The 16,026-nt window shown below is 71.4% G+C and carries 9 protein-coding genes; 7 read left to right on the forward strand and 2 right to left on the reverse strand.

Translation table 11 applies throughout. From position 1 onward, the window contains the following. The first annotated feature begins 111 nt into the window (after nucleotides 1-111). A complete protein-coding gene (locus SLV14N_RS26260) occupies nucleotides 112-1,368 on the forward strand; it encodes an FAD-dependent monooxygenase (protein WP_263273271.1) in 1,257 nt (418 codons plus the stop codon). Between the two features lie 72 nt (nucleotides 1,369-1,440). Here the strand turns inward: SLV14N_RS26260 and SLV14N_RS26265 are convergent, their stop codons facing one another. Next, nucleotides 1,441-2,496 (reverse strand): YncE family protein, encoded by a 1,056-nt coding sequence (locus tag SLV14N_RS26265; RefSeq protein WP_263271341.1) that lies wholly within the window; start codon nucleotides 2,494-2,496, stop codon nucleotides 1,441-1,443. 630 nt (nucleotides 2,497-3,126) lie between these two features. Here SLV14N_RS26265 and SLV14N_RS26270 point away from each other — a divergent pair. Beyond that, nucleotides 3,127-3,945, forward strand: coding sequence for an IPT/TIG domain-containing protein (locus SLV14N_RS26270; RefSeq protein ID WP_263271342.1), 819 nt, complete (start codon nucleotides 3,127-3,129; stop codon nucleotides 3,943-3,945). Nucleotides 3,946-4,040: 95 nt separating this feature from the next. On the opposite strand, the gene SLV14N_RS26275 is transcribed toward SLV14N_RS26270, so the two are convergent. Further along, entirely contained in the window at nucleotides 4,041-5,090 is a 1,050-nt protein-coding gene (locus tag SLV14N_RS26275; RefSeq protein ID WP_263271343.1) for a tyrosine-type recombinase/integrase, read from the reverse strand. An 838-nt stretch (nucleotides 5,091-5,928) separates the two neighbouring features. Between SLV14N_RS26275 and SLV14N_RS26280 the strand changes: the two genes are divergently transcribed. From SLV14N_RS26280 to SLV14N_RS26300, 5 genes are all read left to right on the forward strand, one after another. Next, on the forward strand, nucleotides 5,929-6,546 hold the full coding sequence (locus SLV14N_RS26280) for a hypothetical protein (protein WP_263271344.1): 618 nt from the start codon (nucleotides 5,929-5,931) through the stop codon (nucleotides 6,544-6,546). 248 nt (nucleotides 6,547-6,794) lie between these two features. Continuing rightward, a complete protein-coding gene (locus SLV14N_RS26285) occupies nucleotides 6,795-7,001 on the forward strand; it encodes a DUF5988 family protein (protein WP_259670520.1) in 207 nt (68 codons plus the stop codon). A gap of 79 nt (nucleotides 7,002-7,080) precedes the next feature. Next, nucleotides 7,081-8,415, forward strand: a complete 1,335-nt coding sequence (locus tag SLV14N_RS26290) for a beta-ketoacyl synthase N-terminal-like domain-containing protein (RefSeq protein WP_208684150.1) — start codon at nucleotides 7,081-7,083, stop codon at nucleotides 8,413-8,415. A 35-nt stretch (nucleotides 8,416-8,450) separates the two neighbouring features. Continuing rightward, the gene (locus SLV14N_RS26295; RefSeq protein ID WP_263271345.1) at nucleotides 8,451-14,792 is read left to right on the forward strand and encodes a type I polyketide synthase; all 6,342 of its coding nucleotides are present in this window, start codon (nucleotides 8,451-8,453) and stop codon (nucleotides 14,790-14,792) included. A gap of 424 nt (nucleotides 14,793-15,216) precedes the next feature. Next, on the forward strand, nucleotides 15,217-15,741 hold the full coding sequence (locus SLV14N_RS26300; protein WP_263271346.1) for an ATP-binding protein: 525 nt from the start codon (nucleotides 15,217-15,219) through the stop codon (nucleotides 15,739-15,741). Nucleotides 15,742-16,026 lie beyond the last annotated feature (285 nt).

Here is a 16,026-nt window from a genome sequence, read left to right on the forward strand (position 1 = left end):
CGATCGACGGGGGAGCGCGCGATGACGGACGGAACGACGACGGGGCACCCGGGCGCAGGCGGGCCCGGCCGGGCACGGGGGAAGCGAACGGCACCACCACGCCCGGCAGTTCTGATCTCGGGCGCCAGCGTGGCCGGCCCGGCCCTGGCCTACTGGCTGGCTCGTTACGGCTACCGGACCACCGTGATCGAGGTGGCCCCCGCCCTGCGCGGCGGCGGCTTCGCGGTCGACTTCCGCGGCGCGGCGCATCGGGCGGTCCTGGAGCGCATGGGCGTCCTGGACGACATCGGACGGCACCGCACCGGCCCCGGCACCCCCATGAGCTTCATCGACGGGCAGGGCCGCGACCTCGCCACCCTCCCGCCCGAGTTCGCCGCCGGCGAGGTCGAGATACTCCGCTCGGACCTCTCCCGCCTCCTTTACGCACACAGCCTGACCCCGCCCGAAGACGACGACGCCGTCCCCGGCGCCACCCCCGAGTACGTCTTCGGCGACTCCCTCACCTCTCTCACCGAGACCGCCGACGGCGTCCACGCCACCTTCGAACGGGGCGCGCCCCGCACCTTCGACCTCGTGATCGGCGCCGACGGTCTGCACTCCACCGTCCGCCGGCTCGCCTTCGGCCCCGAGGAGCAGTTCGTCAGCCACCTCGGCTACTACATCGCCGCATGGGACCTGCCCGCAGACGCCGGAGACCTGGCCGCCCGCCCGGTCGGCCACGGCGAACCCGGCCGGCTGGCCACGGTCGGCCGCCTGCCCCGCCGCGCCGCGGAGCCGGGCTACACCGGCGAAACCTTCTGCGTCTTCGCCTCCGAGGAGCAACTCCTCTACGACCGGCGCGACCTCCGGTCCCAGAAGAAGGCGATAGCCCACGCCTACGAAGGGGCCGGCTGGCGCACACCGGAGGTGATCGACACTCTGTGGGCGGCCGACGACCTCTACTTCGACTCCATCAGCCGCGCCGATGTGCCGCAGTGGTCCACGGGCCGCACAGCGCTCCTCGGAGACGCCGCACACGGCGCCACACTCGGCGGCATGGGCACCGGCGCGGCAATCATCGGCGCCTACGTCCTCGCCGGCGAACTGGCCCTCGCCCAAGGCGACCACCGCACGGCCTTCACCCGCTACGAACAGAAGCTGCGCCCCTACGCCACCCGCTGCCAGCAAGGCGGCCGCGGTGCCGGCGAGTTCTTCGCCCCCACCACCCAGGAGGCGATAGACGCCCGCAACACCGCCCTGAACACCCCGTCCACCGTCACCGCCATGCTGAAACAGGGCCACGACATCTCCGCGGCGATCACGTTGGAGGACTATCCGGCACTGGTCGCGGAGGCGGTCTCGGGGGCGAGGGCGGTGGGTGTGGGGTAGCGGCAACTGACGCTGCATGACGTCTGGGCGGGACGCGGTGCGGCTCCGGACCGAACCGCGGTGGTGGGGGTGTCAGTACCCGAGGGGGAAGCGGTGCAGGAGGTCTTGGCCCTCGGGACCGGAGCCCGACTTGGCGGCCACGAACGCCGCGCCGTGAGCCACGTGGACATGGTTGGTGTTGGCGCCGGTGGTCAGGCTGTCGACGACGGTGCCCTTGCGGGGGTCGACGACCGTGACGGTGGCCGTGGTGCGGTTGGCGACCAGGATCCGGCCCGAGCGCGGATCGGTGGCCACGGACTTCGCGCCCGCACCGGTGGGCACGGTCATGGTGACGGCCCCCTTGCGCAGGTTGATCACCGAGACGGTGCCGGCTGCCTGGTCGGCGGAGTAGGCGGTGCGGCCGTCCTTGGACAGGGCTATCGAGAGAGGGCCGTCACCGGCCGGGATCAGGCGCGGGCTCTTGGCGCGCGGGGCGATCTCGATGATCCGGTCGTTGGCGAAGTCGGTGGCGTAGGCGGTTCCGGTCCGTTCGTCGACCGCCATGCCGGCGGGGCTCGATCCGGCGAGCGTGAGCCGCTTCTTCTCCTTGTAGGTGCGGGTGTCGAAGGCGACGACACTGCCGTCGCCGAAGCTGCTCGCCCAGGCCAGGTTGTGCTTCTCGTCGACGACGACCTCGCGGGCATGGTTCACGCCGGGCAGCGTGGCCAGGCGCTTCCCGGTGCGCTGGCTGTAGACGCCCACGGAATGGTCGCGGGTGTTCGTCGTCCAGACGGTGTTGTGTGTGTCGTCGACGGCTATGCCGTACACGGCCTCGACGGCGCCGGTCTCCGGGTTGGTGACCGGCGGTCTGTACATCGCCTCGACCTTGAGGGTGTGCGGATCGAGCTTGACCAGGCTGGAGTTGGTGACCGGCGGTTCGCCCACGGAGGAGGTGGCCCAGAGCACGTGGTTCCGCTCGGAGTACGCGGTCTGGTACAGACCCTTGGCAACCGGAGCGGAACTCGCCACCGAGCCGCACGGGTTCCCTGAGTGCGCCGCCGCGGTTCCGGCCAGGGCGAGAGTGCTGCCGGCGGCGAGGCTCACGGCGAGCGCGGTAGTACGGCGTATGCGGTGGGCGAGTGCGGTCATATGGCTCAATCTCCTTCACAGAGGCGCCCCACGGAGGGACCATGAGCCATCAACTTAGCTTAGGCTTGCCTAAGATTTTACTTTCCTCTGTGCGGCGGCCGCCCTGACCGGGCGAGGCCTCAAGGCCACTACGGGGCTTCGGAGCGGAGCCCCGCACCCCGAAGCCTGCCTCCCGGTGAGCTCAGGTTCACCCACGATCACCGGACGGTCCGCATGGCCGGACTCCACATCTGCCCGCCCTCCAAGTCCCGTAGGTCTGGGTCGAGTCCAGCGGGATGGGGGACCGTAGTGAACCCCCGTAGTTCGCGCTGGGCCGATCGGGTGCTTCGGGGTCAACGTGATTGTCCGGCGGCAACTCTTCTGGGTTACTGGTGGGGCCTGTCGGTGGGCCGTCCATCCCCCTCGGGCTTCGGTAGTCGGCCCGCCCACCAGTCCTCTTCGCTGCAGGGCTGTGAGGGACGGCCAGGAGCGCGACGGCCCCCGCACCGCCCAGGTGTGAGCCGGCCACTGTGCGCCCGTCTGCGTCGTCCTCCTGTACGGCCGGCTGCTGTCAGTGCTCGGGTCCCGGCGTGTGCGCCATGTCTGCCACGAGCGGGCCGAGCAACGAGCTCACACAGCAGGAGGACTTTCATGACTACACCCACACTTCAACCGGCAGTGCCGGCCTTGCCGTTGGCGATCGGACCGGTGCTGCTCGGCGTGGTGCCGGCCACGGGGCCGACCGCGGGCGGCAACACGGTGCAGCTGGTCGGCCTCGGCCTGGGCGGCGCCACCAGCGTCCTCTTCGGGGGCACGTCGGCGACCATCGTCGGGCAGGACCCGCTGGGGCTGACCGTCACGGTCCTGGCCCCGGCGCACGCCGCGGGCCCGGTGCAGGTCACCGTCACCAATGCTGCCGGTACCAGCAACCCGGCGTCGTACACCTATGTCGCGACGGGCGCCCCGGTGGCCGCGGCCATCAGCCCCAACGCAGGGCCGACCGCGGGCGGTACGCCGTTCGCCGTCATCGGTTCGAGCCTGCAGGGCGGCAGCGTCACCATCGGCGGCAACGCGGCGACCGTGCTGGGTACGGACCCCACCGGAACAGTCCTGTTCGGTGTCACTCCGGCCGGGCCTCCCGCCGGAGGCAATGTCCCGGTGGTGGTGACCACTCCGGGCGGCACCGCGTCCGTCCCGGGCGGTTACACCTACCTGCCGCTGCCCCCGACGATCACCGGAACGGTGACGCCGTCCTCCGGGTCCGCGGGAGCCGCCTTCACCGTCGTCGGCACCAACCTCTTCGGGGCGAGCGTGCTCTTCGGAGCCACACCCGCCACCGGCGTGACGGTGAATGCGGGCGGCACCACCGTGACCGGCACCGTGCCGCCGGGCACCAGCGGGACGACGGTGCAGGTGACCGTCGTCACCCCGGCCGGCAGCGTCAACGCCGGTTCCTTCACCTACCTGTGAGGGTCCGCACCCCTGGACGACGGTCCGGGTCCCGGCGCCTGAGGTCCACCGGTCGCACCGTCCCCGGCCGGACCTAGCCGGGCAGCACGGCACCGTCACTCCGTAGGGGGGTGCAGGAAAACGGTTCGGCCCCCGCCCGAGGTACGGGCGGGGGCCGAACTCGCCGGTGGCTCCCCATGGCTCTCCGCGGAGAGGCGATGCCCGTCAGGGGGCAGATAGCGCCGGGTGTCCCCCGGTGGCCGCCCGGCGGCGCCGCACAGCAGCGGCAGCGGGAGCCCGGCGTCCGCCATCCACGTCAGGCCCGTGTGGCGCAGGTCCTGGCGCCGGAGGTACTCATGACCCAGCTCGTCCACCACGTCGTCCCAGTGGGTCGCGTCCCGCAGCACCGCGGCAGTGAACCGGCTCCGGTGTGGGCCGGTGAACAGCCGGGCCGGGGGAGTGTGCCGCGCCCTCTCCAGTCGCCCGGCGGCCAGCTCCCGGGCGGCGGGGCGCAGCGGCACCACCCGGTGATGTCTGCCTCTGCACGGGCGGTCGTGCAGGCCCTCCGGCTCGGACACGGTGAAGTGCTGGACCTGCCAGGTCCAGGTGCTCGCGTCGATGTCCTGGGCCTGCAGGGCGGACACCTCGCTGAAGCGGGTGCCGGTCCAGGCGGCGAAGCGGACGATGTCGCCCCACCCCTCGTAGCCGTCGGAGGACCGCTGGACGAGCGTGACCGCCAGCCGTTCCAGGGCGTCCGCGTCGGGCAGCGCCAGCGCCCGCGGAGCGGTGCGTTCGGCCTGCGCCCGCTGGTACTCCTGCTGCCAGCCGGCCACCCGCGCCGGGTTGGCGTCCAGCACCCCGTCCCGGACGGCCTGTTCCAGGACGCGGACGAGGACGGCAAGGCTGTTCTTCACCGTCGACAGCCCGCATTCGTCGGCGATCCAGCAGTGCAGCGCGCGGTTGACGACCCGGCGGGTGACCTTGCGCACGAGGACGTGCCCGATGCTGGGCACGACCCGCAACCGCCACCCGGCCTGGTAGGGGGACATGGTCAGGGTTTCCAGGCCGTGCATCGCTGCCGCCCACCTCCGTTCCCCGTAGGCGGCGAGCGACATCGTGTGTGTGTCGTTCCCGGACGGAATCCGGCACACGGCGTTATCGTTCATTATCGAATCACCCTTGTCTGCTGGGAAGTTATTCGGCCGGCGGAGCCGAGGGCGCGATGCGCTCGTGAGCGTGAAACCGAAGTCGAGGAATCGTGACCACATCGTGCCGGTGGCCGGTGCGGTGAACTGCAGGCCCGACGGAGAGCGCTTTGCAGCGCCGCTGCTGCGGAAGGGGAACGACAGCCGGCCAAGGTCGTTAATGGGCCGGGCTCCACAGCACAGACGGTCCGCGCCGACGGCCTCCCGTGGATCACTCACCGGTACGGGAGAATTTGTGGACGCACCTCCAACTCGCTTATGGACAACGGAAGATGCGGAAACGGCGTAGGCTTGCCGATGTCGAAGTGACTTCCATTGTCACCATCAGCGGTGGCCGGCGGCGCTCGGCTATTGACAGCGCGTCGGTTCCCGCTGTGTTCCACATACAAGAATGACAAGCGGCGAGCTTGCTGCTGCACACGGTTCTACATCGCGATCAAGCGGGAGCAGTGAGCAATCAAACGCTTCATCAGTCATGAGTGGAATAAAGGCATCTTCTAAGGCCATTGCGCAAGTTGGTACGGGTTTCCTCTTTTCGCGCTGCTCCGAACGGGTGGCCTTATCGGTTGACTGTTGTAGCCCGCCGAGCCGCATGGATAACTAGTCGCATCCAACCGGTGGGCCGCCCATCCTCTCCGGGGAGCGGCACCTGGCCTACCCGTTGGCCCGGCCCAGCGCCTGGTTGCGGTCAGACCGAGATGCCGTATGGGCGTCCCCGGTAGAGGGTTTTGGATCCGTCAGCCGGTGCCGGCACCTCGGCACCGGCTGATCGGCCCCCACATTCGGATCAGGGGGCTTCATGCGAACCATTTCCACTCTTCGCTGGGTCAACGGCGCAGCTGCCTTGATCCCGGCCCTCACCGCGACCGCACCGGAACCCGACCGGTCCGGCGGTGACCTGAATCTCCCGACCCCGATGCCGGGTGACGAAGCCGCGCTCGTGACCGCGGCCGGTCCGGCCCCCGCGTGCGGCACCACCACGCCGGCGCCGGCACCGCACCGTACCCACCCGCTCCACACGCCGTACGGCAACGGCGGTGCGGACGCCGCGCTCCGGCGCACCACCGCTGCGGATTCCCCGGCGGGACGGTGCCCCCTCCCCGTCCGCGGGGAATCCGCCCGGTATTTCCGCACCGCCGCAGCGGCCGGAGCGGCCGCTGCGGCCGGCGCCGGCCGACGGCCCGTACCGGCCGGAACCGGCTTTCGCGGCATCCGGACCGAATTCCCTTGTGCCGATGGCGATATCACCGAAACCGCCGGTGTGGAGTCCCCCATCTCCCGTTCGCGGAACGGCAATTGCCTCGTGCGCGGCGCGGGCCGCTCCCTCGACAACGGAAGCGCGACGATGGCCACCGTGCGCTTCACCGGCACCCGTCCTGCCGCGTTTTCCGCGGCGGAATTCAGTAACAAGGCCTGAGCGGGCCGTCACCCCGCAGCCTGCCCCGGGCGCCGCCGGGACCGTCACGGTCACCGTTTACGCCGCGCCCTCACCGCCGTCGACGACCTCCCCGTCGCCGTCGCCGTCGCCGCTCCATCCCTCATGGCCGGTAAGGCAGTTGCCACCCCGCCGTAACCGGTCCCGCAGTGATCTGCACCCGGGTCCCCCACCTCACTCCGAAGCCTGCCCCCCACATAACCCACTGCGACAGAACACCGGAGAACAGTATGGCGAAAAGAAGAATGGTGATCCTCGTCGACGGGCCGGAGGGAAATGCCCTGCCGCAGCACCTGCACGACGACGCGGGCGATCCGATAAGGCTCCTCCGGGGCAACGGGTACGAACGTTTCGAATTCTACGGCGAGTACGCGGACCTGGGCGGACAACAGGTCCCGGTCTACCGCTGGTGTTACCGCACACGAATCGCCGAGTAGGCGTTGTGCGTCCCGCAGAAGAAAGCGATGTGCAGAGGAGAACGAACATGTTGAACCTCGTGAGGGACGGAGTTCTGTCATGAACCAGCAGTCCGGGAACTCCGGAGAACAAAACAAGAGCCGCGATGTGGTGGTGACGGGTGTCGGATTCTGTCTGCCCGGCCGGACGGAGCCGGTCTTCACTGCCGACGACATGTGGGCCGTGATCTCCAACGGCCAGTCCTGCCTGAAGCGTGACGAGGTCTACTACGGATCGGTCGAGCTCACCCAGGAGATGTTCGACGAACGCCTCCCGGACGTGCCGCCGTTCTTCTCCCGCCACTACACCTCGGCGCACCGCTTCGGCCTGGTGTCGATGGCGGAGGCCACCACCGATGCCGGGCTGACGTTCTACGGCGGTGCCCTGAGCGAGGCCGCGATCCTGGTCGGGCGCGGCGGTGTCGACGCGAACGTCGAAAGCTATCTCTCGGTGCTGAGCGCGGACCCCGGCAAGACCAGCGCACCGGACGCCATGGAGCTGTTCGTCGCGGCCGAACAAGCCGTGACACCCTCCGACGTCGCCCTGGTCCAGGCGGCGCTGACCCAGTCCAACGGCCCCTGCTACACCGTCTCGTGCGGCTGCGCCTCGTCCGCCGTGCAGATCGGCAACGCCCGGCGGATGATCGCCCAGGGCGAGGTCGATGTCGCGGTGGTGACCGGGGTCGACGTCTTCAACGTCCACCTCATCCAGAACATCCAGCGGCTGCTGAGCGGCGCGCAGCAGACCTACGACGACCTCCGGACCACCGGAATGCCGGAGCTGCTGCCGTCCTTCAGCTCCCTCATGCGGCCCTACGACCGGCGGGCGGACTGCATCAACCACGGTGAGGGCGCCGCCACGGTGATCCTGGAAAGCCGTGAGCACGCCGCCCGGCGCGGTGCGCACATGTACGGCCAGGTGCTGGCCACCGCCATGACGCGGGACGGACTGGCCAACCCCCTCGCGTCCGACGAGACCGGCGCGGAGCTCGTCGCCGCCGTCCGCCGCTGCCTCGGCGACCGGTGGCGGATCGACGAGGTGCCGTACGTCCACGGCGGCAGCGACGGCAACATCGTCGTCACCGCCTTCGAGGCGGCCGCCATCCGGGAGCTGTACGGACCCGACAGCGATGTGCTGATGACGTCCCAGGAAGGCTGCTTCGGCCACAACGGCGCACCGGCCGGCTGCCTGGGCGTCGCCATGACGCTGATGATGATGGAGCGGGGGCAGGTCTGCCCCACCGCCAACTGCGAGCAGCCGGCCGACGGGCTCCCCTTCGACCCCGTCCCCGGCGTGCGGCCCCGCCCGCTCGACTTCGACTACGCGCTGAGCTTCAACTACCAGGTCGGCGGCGTGAAGAACGCCATCCTCCTCGGCAGTCCGGAAGCCGTGTGACCACGGGCAGATCACCTCCCACATACGGAGACCCGATGAGCAACGACATGCACGGCTCGCCATCCGAGTCACGACCGACCCACCAGACAGAGCCCGTCGCCGTGATCGGCATGGGCTGCCGGCTTCCCGGCGACACCGATTCGCCCGCTGCCCTGTGGAGGCTGCTGGTCGACGGGCGCGACGCCGTCGGCGAGCTGCCCGCGGAGCGCCGGCGCCTGGTTCCCGAGGCCTCCGGCCCGGGGAGCCGGGCGCCGACGCCCCGTCAGGGCGGCTATCTACGCGAGGTGACCGGCTTCGACGCCGCCTTCTTCGGCGTCGCGGGCGGGGAGGCCGACGTCCTGGACCCCCAGCACCGCCTGCTGCTGGAGGTCACCTGGGAGGCCCTGGAACACGCCGGCCTCCCGCCGGACCGGATGAACGGCACCCAGACGGGCGTCTTCGCCGGGATCAGCTACAGCGACTACATGGACCAACTGGCCGGCCAGCCACAGGAGTTGGAAGGGTCGATCCTCACCAACGGGCACTGTGTGGCGGCCGGCCGGATCTCCTACCTGCTCGGGCTGCAGGGGCCGTGTGTGGCGCTGGACACCGCCTGCTCCTCCTCCCTGGTGGCCGTGCACATGGCACGCCGCTCACTGGGCGCCGGAGAGTGCGATGTCGCGCTCGCCGGCGGCGTCACCCTGAGCTTCCAGCCGCGCATCACCCGCTCCTTCGCCCGTATGGGCATGCTGTCGGCCGGCGGACGCTGCCGGACCTTCGACGCCGACGCCGACGGGTTCGTGCGCGGCGAAGGCTGCGGCGTCGTGGTGCTCAAGCGCCTGACCGACGCGGTACGGGACGGTGACCGGGTGCTGGCGGTGCTGCGCGGCTCGGCCACGAACCAGGACGGCGCGTCCGAAGGCCTGGCCGCGCCGTCGGTGACCGCCCAGCGGGCCCTGTATCTGGACGCCCTGGGACAGGCCGGTGTCGACCCACGGGACGTGGGCATGGTGGAGACCCACGGCACCGGCACCCCCGTGGGCGACCCGATCGAGTTCGCCAGCCTCGCCGAGGTCTACGGCTACGGGCCGGGGAGATGCGCCCTGACGTCGGTGAAGACCAACGTGGGGCATCTGGAACCGGCCGCCGGAGTCACCGGGCTGATCAAGAGCGTGCTGTGCCTGCAGCGCGGCACCATCCCGGCGAATCTGCACTTCCGGCGCTGGAACCCGGCCATCACCCCCGGGGGCACCCGCTTCTTCGTCCCCACCGAACTGACCGCATGGCCACTGCGCACGGCCACACGGCTGGCCGCGGTGTCCTCCTTCGGCTTCTCGGGGACCAACGCCCATGTCGTGCTCGAACAGGCCCCGGAACCGCGGCTCGCCCGCAGCCAGGACCTCGGCCGCCCGACACGGACGTCCTCCGATGTCTTCCTGGTGTCGGCCGGTTCCCCGGACGTCCTGCCGACCGCGGCCACCCGGCTCGCGGACTGGATGGAGGGCGACGGCGCCAACGTCCCGCTCCGCGACATCGCGCACACCCTGGCCCTGCGCCGCTGCGCGGGCCGCGGACGGATGGGCGTGGTGACCTCCGCGCGCCGCGAACTCATCGGCTCGCTGCGGGCGTTCGCGTCCGGGGAGCGGCACCCGGCGGTGGTGACCGGTGCCGTGGGCGCCGCGGTCGAGCGGCAGCCGGTGTGGGTGTTCTCCGGCCAGGGCTCCCAATGGCCCGGCATGGGACGCGGCCTGCTGAAGACCGAACCGGCCTTCCTCGACGCGCTGACCGAGCTCGACGAGCTCATCAAGGCGCAGAGCGAGGTGTCCGTGCTCGATGTGGTGCGGCAGGGCAGACCCGTCCAGGGCTGCGGCACGGTGCAGCCGGTGCTGTTCGCCCTCCAGGTCGCCCTCGCCGCCACCTGGCGCTCGTACGGCGTCGAACCCGCCGCGGTGATCGGCCACTCCATGGGCGAGGTCGCGGCCGCGGTGGTGGCCGGGGCGCTGACCCTGGCCGACGGGGTCCGGGTGATCTGCCGGCGCTCCGGACTGCTGAGCGACATCGCCGGCAGCGGAAGCATGCTCAGCGTCGGCCTGGACGCCGCCACGGTGCGCGAGGAACTCGCCGGCAGCGCCGCCGACACCGTGTCGGTCGCCGTCCTCTCCGCGCCCGACTCCACCGTCGTGGCCGGGCGGACCACGGAGGTGAGCCGGCTGGCCGCCGCCTGGGAGGCCCGGAAGATCCCGGTGTTCCCGATCGCGGTGGACGTCGCCTCCCACTGCCCGCTGGTGGACCCGGTGCTGCCGGCGCTGCGTTCGGCGCTGGCCTCTCTCACGCCGCGGCAGCCCAAGGTGCCGTTCTACTCGACGGTCGTCGACCCCGGGGAGACGCCGTCCTTCGACGCCGACTACTGGTGCGACAACCTGCGCCGCCCGGTGCGGTTCGCCGAGGCGGTGGCCGCCGCGGCCGCCGACCGGCACGTGGTCTACGTCGAGATCTCACCGCACCCCGTGGTCACCCACTCCGTCGACAGCAGTCTGGCCGGTCTCGTCACCGACCCCGTCGTCCTGCCGACGCTGCGCCGCGATGAGGACGACCAGTCCACGCTGCGGACCCAGCTCGCCGCGCTGCACTGCGCCGGGGTGCCGGTCAACTGGCGGCACCTCTACGCCGAGGGCGAGCTGGTGGACGTGCCCACCGTCACCTTCGACCGCCGCCACCACTGGGCCGACGCCCCGCAGCCCACGGCTCTCGCCGAGGCCCCGCGGGCCCAGCTGCCCGGCCACCACACCGAATTCCCCGGCGAGCCCGTGCGGCACTGCTGGCGTGCCGACGCCGGTACCGACGCACTGCCCTGGCTCGCCGACCACCGGGTGCACGGCAACGCGGTCTTCCCCGGAGCGGCCCACTGCGGTCTGACCCTCTCGGTGGCCTGCGAGGTCTTCGGCGCCGCACCGCACGAAGTGGAGGTCACCGACGTCCACTTCAAGCAGCTGCTGCGGCTGGAGCCGGACACCGAGGTCTCCACCGTCGTCACGATGACCGCACCGGACCGGGCCCAGTGCCAGATCCTCGCCCGCAACGAGAACGGCGACTGGGAACCGCAGGCGGACGCGGTGCTGCACCGGCTGAGCCTGCGGCCCGAGCTCCGGCCCAGATCCGTCGACGAGATGGGCCTGCGCCACCCGCTGTCCGTCGACCCGGCCGATCTCTACGCCGGTCTGCGCCGGCGCGGCCTGGAACACGGCCCGGCCTTCACCGGTGTCCTCCAGCTGAACGCCGGCCGCCACAACGACAGTTTCTGGGCCAAGGTCGCGGTACCGCGCCAGGCCAGCAGTCCGCCCCCCGGGCTGCCGGTCCACCCCGTCCTCCTCGACGTCTGCGCCCAGCTCGCCGTGGCGCCGCTGATCAGCGAGGAGGACCAGGCGCTGGTGCTGCCGGTGGGCATGCAGGCGCTGCGCCTCATCGGTGACCCCGCGACCGCCGTGTACTGCCACGCACACGTCAGCGAGATCACGCCGGAAGCCATCGTGGCGAATGTGCGCCTGCTGGACGACAGCGGCGCCGTGGTGCTCGTCGTCAACGGTCTGCGCTTCGCACGGCGCGCGGCCGCCCGCGGCACCCCGGCGGTCGACGACTGGCTGCTGGAGATCGGCTGGCGCTCCACGCCCCGTGCGGCCCCGGACGGCGGCCACGCACCGGGCAGCTGGGTCATCGTGGGCGAAGCGGACGGCTCGGCGCAGGCGCTGGCCGCGGCGCTGCGCACCCGCTGCGCCCGCACGGTCGTCTGGGACCGGGCGCTCGACGACGCCTCCCTCGACACCTTCCGCGACGCCTTCACCGGGCGGCTGGCCGCCACCCTCGAAACCCCGCGCGGTGTGGTGCTGGTGTGCGGCCCCGCGGACGGCGGGGAGCCCACCGAGCAGTCCCTGCGGCGCACCCGCAGACTCCTCGGCGCCCTGCAGGCGATCACCGCCACCACGGACACGCCGCGGCTGTACGTCGTCACGCGCGGGGCCCGCGCCGTGGTGCCGGGCGACGAGGTCGACCTCGGCCAGACCGCGCTGCGCGGACTGCTGCGGGTCGGCGCCCTGGAACACCCCGAGCTCCGGCCGGTGCTGGTGGACGCCGACCCGCACGACGCCGATCCCGAGGAGGTGTCCCTGGAACTGCTGGCGGACGCGGACGACGACGAGGTCGCCCTGCGCGCCGACGGCCGGTACGTCGCCCGCCTGGAGCATGCCGCGCCGAGCGGCGGGCAGGACGAGGCGGCGACCGCCTGCACCGTGCGCTACGGGGTGGACGGGTTCCGGCTGCGCGCCGGACACCTGGGCGATCTGTCGAGCCTGGAGTACGCCGTCACCGAACGGCGCGCGCCCCGGCCCGGCGAGGTCGAGGTGCGGGTCACCGCCGCCGGCCTGAACTTCCGCGATGTGCTCACGGCCATGGGCCTGCTCCCCGGTGAGACGGACGTCCGCTACCGCATCGGCTTCGAATGCGCCGGTGTGGTGAGCGCGGTCGGCGACGGGGTGGAACGTCCGCAGGTCGGCGACGAGGTGATCGCGGTCGATCTGCGGGGCGGCGCGTTCGGATCGTTCCTGACCGTGCCCGCCGACGCGGTGGCCCCCGTCCCGTTCGGCATCGAACCGGCCGTCGCGGCCGGGCTGCCGATCGCCTTCCTGACCGCCTGGTACGCGCTGCGCTCGGTCGCCCGGCTCACCGCCGGGGAGCGGGTGCTGATCCACTCCGCCACCGGCGGCACCGGTATGGCGGCGATCGCGGTGGCCCGGCTGCTGGGCGCCGAGGTGCTGGCCACGGCCGGCAGTGAGGACAAGCGCCGCTATCTGCGGGGCATGGGCATCCGCCACGTCATGGACTCCCGCACGCTGGAATTCGGCGAACGCACCCGCGAGGCGACCCATGGCGAAGGCGTGGACGTGGTCCTCAACTCGCTGTCCGGAGCGGCCATCCGGACGGGCCTGGAGACCCTGCGCCCGTTCGGCCGCTTCGTGGAGCTGGGGGTCCGCGACATCCTGGCGGACGCCCCGCTGGGCATGCTGCCGCTGCGGCACAACGTCACCCTGAGCACCGTCGACCTGATCGAGCTGCGGCGCAACCGCCCCGACACCTTCGCCACGCTGTGGCGCGAGGTCCTCGAAGCGTTCGAGGAGGGCCGGCTCAAGCCCCTGCACTGCACGGAGTATCCGCTGTCGGAGGCCGCCACGGCCTTCCGGACCATGGCGGCCGCCGACCATGTCGGCAAGCTGGTGCTGACCGTGCCCGACAGCGGGGAGGCCCCCGCGGTGCTGCCCGACATGGATCTGCCCGTACAGGAGGGCGGCGCCTATATCGTCACCGGCGGGCTGCGCGGCCTGGGGCTGGCCACGGCGAAATGGCTCGCGGGCCACGGCGCCGGCCATCTCGTGCTCAACGGCCGCTCCGCCCCGTCCCCCGAAGCCGCACAGACGCTCGCCACGGTGATCGGCAAGACCACCAAGGTGTCGGTGGTCCTCGGTGACATCGCCGAGCCGGACGTCGCCGACCGGCTGGTGTCCACGGCGGTGGCCGACGGATTCCGGCTGCACGGTGTGGTGCACTGCGCCATGGTGCTGGACGACGCCGTGATCGCCAACGTCGCCGAGGACCAGCTGGAGCGGGTCTGGATGCCGAAGGTGGACGGCGCCTGGCAGCTCCACCGGGCCACGGAGGGGCATCCGCTGGACTGGTTCGCGGCGTTCTCCTCGATGGCCTCGCTGCTGGGCAACCCCGGCCAGGGCTCCTACGCCGCGGCGAACTCCTGGCTCGACGGGTTCGCGGCCTGGCGCTCCGCACAGGGGATGCCGACGCTGGCCGTCAACTGGGGCCCGTGGGGCGAGATCGGGGTCGCCACGGACTTCAGCGCCCGCGGCTACCGCACCATTCCCACGGACCAGGGGCTGGCGGCGCTGCAGACGCTGCTGGCGCACCGGCGGGTGCAGACCGGGGTACTCCCCGGCCCGCCCGACACCTGGCTGCCGCCCGCGGGCCGGCATCTCCCGTTCTTCAGCGGGATGTCCGGCGACGCACCGGCGGAGCAGGCCCCGGAACCGGACGACACCACCGAGGACATGCGGGCCAAGCTCACCGCCCTGCCGGCCGGACTGGCCCGGAGGGCGGCGCTGGAGGAGCATCTGGCGGGCCATGTCCGCGACGTGCTGCGGCTGGGCAAGAGCTCGCTCGACCCGCAGACCCCGCTGAAATCCCTGGGATTCGACTCGTTGCTGGCCATGGAGCTACGGGCCCGCATCGACCGCTCCTTCGGCCTCAGCCTCCCGCGGAACTTCGTCTGGGAGCACCCCACGCTCGCCGCCCTCGCCGCCGGTATCGCCGAGCAGCTGGGCCTGGAACTGACGGCACCGTAGCCCCTCGGTCATCGGGGGCACACCACGCCCGGCGGGTCGCTCAGGCCCGCCGGGCGTCGGCCTGTTCACGGCCCCGCCGAAGCGGTAGCATTTCTTCCGCATTCTCGCGGAATTCATTTCCGGCACGGTCTCCGCGCATACTCATTAATTACATTACGGATAATGCGCAACCGTTTTCTTATGGTGATAGTATTTCGCGTCGGCAATATCCCCGGCTGCTCCCATTGCTGCACACTGCGCCTTCCCGGGCGGGCTCTCGCGCTGCTTGAATTAATACGGGAAAGAGGTCGGAAGCGGACCGGTGCACACCGGAGGCGCGGCGAACTCCGAAGGCCGCCAGGACAGATCGAGCGATGGCGCTGGCAGTGCTTCATGAGGCGAAAGCGGCATCGGAGTCCATGAGGCATGTACGAAAGGGGTAGTCATGTTACCCACCACAATGCATTCGGCCGAAGTCATGGTGACCGCCCGGCATATCGCCGGCTGGCCCGAGGAAGGAAACTCCCTGGTCCCCGCCGACTGCTGGGGTTCCGGGCAGCAAGTGGTGCTTCGACTGCCCGCGTTGAAGCGGGCCGTACCGGTCTGCCGCAGCCTGGCGCGCTCCTGGCTCGACGGACAACGCATACACGACGAGGACACCCGCTATCTGGTGCTGCTCGTCCTGTCGGAACTGTTCACCAACGCCATCCAGTATTCCGCCGGCACCCGTATCACCTGCCGGATAGGGAGATCGGAGAACCAGCTGCACATCGAGGTGCACGACCGCGGGGGAACGCCGTCGGTGCCGCGGAGGCGCCACCCGGGACAGGAACAGGAGCACGGCCGCGGCCTGGAACTGGTCGCCAAGTCCTCCTCCCAATGGGGCCGCAGGGTCGAGGCGGACAGCGGCTGCACCGTGTGGGCGGCGGTGCCGCTGGCGGCCGGAGTACGGCACGGCGTGGCGCCGTAGCACCTCCACAAGGGCCGTAACACCTCCACAAGGGCCGGTCCCGGCGTTCAGGCCGGCGGGCCTCGCACGACGGAACACCCCAAGCGGCGGGCCGGATCGCCACCGGCGACCGGTACCCCTCTGCCGCTGCACCCCTTGAGGTGCCCCCCTGAGGGTGGCTCTCTACCGCCGACGGTCAGCCGGGCTCCGGCTCCGCACCCCCTCCCCGCGGGACGGTACGGGCCCACTGGCCGTCGGTGCCCCCACGACCGGCTGCCCCGCCCGCCGGTCCGCCCCCCGACGGAC

Origin of the sequence: Streptomyces sp. Je 1-4 4N24, from assembly GCF_026239515.1 — a bacterium.
Classification (GTDB): Bacteria; Actinomycetota; Actinomycetes; order Streptomycetales; family Streptomycetaceae; genus Streptomyces; species Streptomyces nigrescens.

Coding starts and splice junctions, on each gene's coding strand:
- SLV14N_RS26270 (WP_263271342.1), top strand. CDS start 3,127: ATGACTACACCCACACTTCAACCGGCAGTGCCGGCCTTGCCGTTGGCG.
- SLV14N_RS26300 (WP_263271346.1), top strand. CDS start 15,217: ATGTTACCCACCACAATGCATTCGGCCGAAGTCATGGTGACCGCCCGG.
- SLV14N_RS26295 (WP_263271345.1), top strand. CDS start 8,451: ATGAGCAACGACATGCACGGCTCGCCATCCGAGTCACGACCGACCCAC.
- SLV14N_RS26265 (WP_263271341.1), bottom strand. CDS start 2,496: ATGACCGCACTCGCCCACCGCATACGCCGTACTACCGCGCTCGCCGTG.
- SLV14N_RS26275 (WP_263271343.1), bottom strand. CDS start 5,090: ATGAACGATAACGCCGTGTGCCGGATTCCGTCCGGGAACGACACACAC.
- SLV14N_RS26285 (WP_259670520.1), top strand. CDS start 6,795: ATGGCGAAAAGAAGAATGGTGATCCTCGTCGACGGGCCGGAGGGAAAT.
- SLV14N_RS26280 (WP_263271344.1), top strand. CDS start 5,929: ATGCGAACCATTTCCACTCTTCGCTGGGTCAACGGCGCAGCTGCCTTG.
- SLV14N_RS26290 (WP_208684150.1), top strand. CDS start 7,081: ATGAACCAGCAGTCCGGGAACTCCGGAGAACAAAACAAGAGCCGCGAT.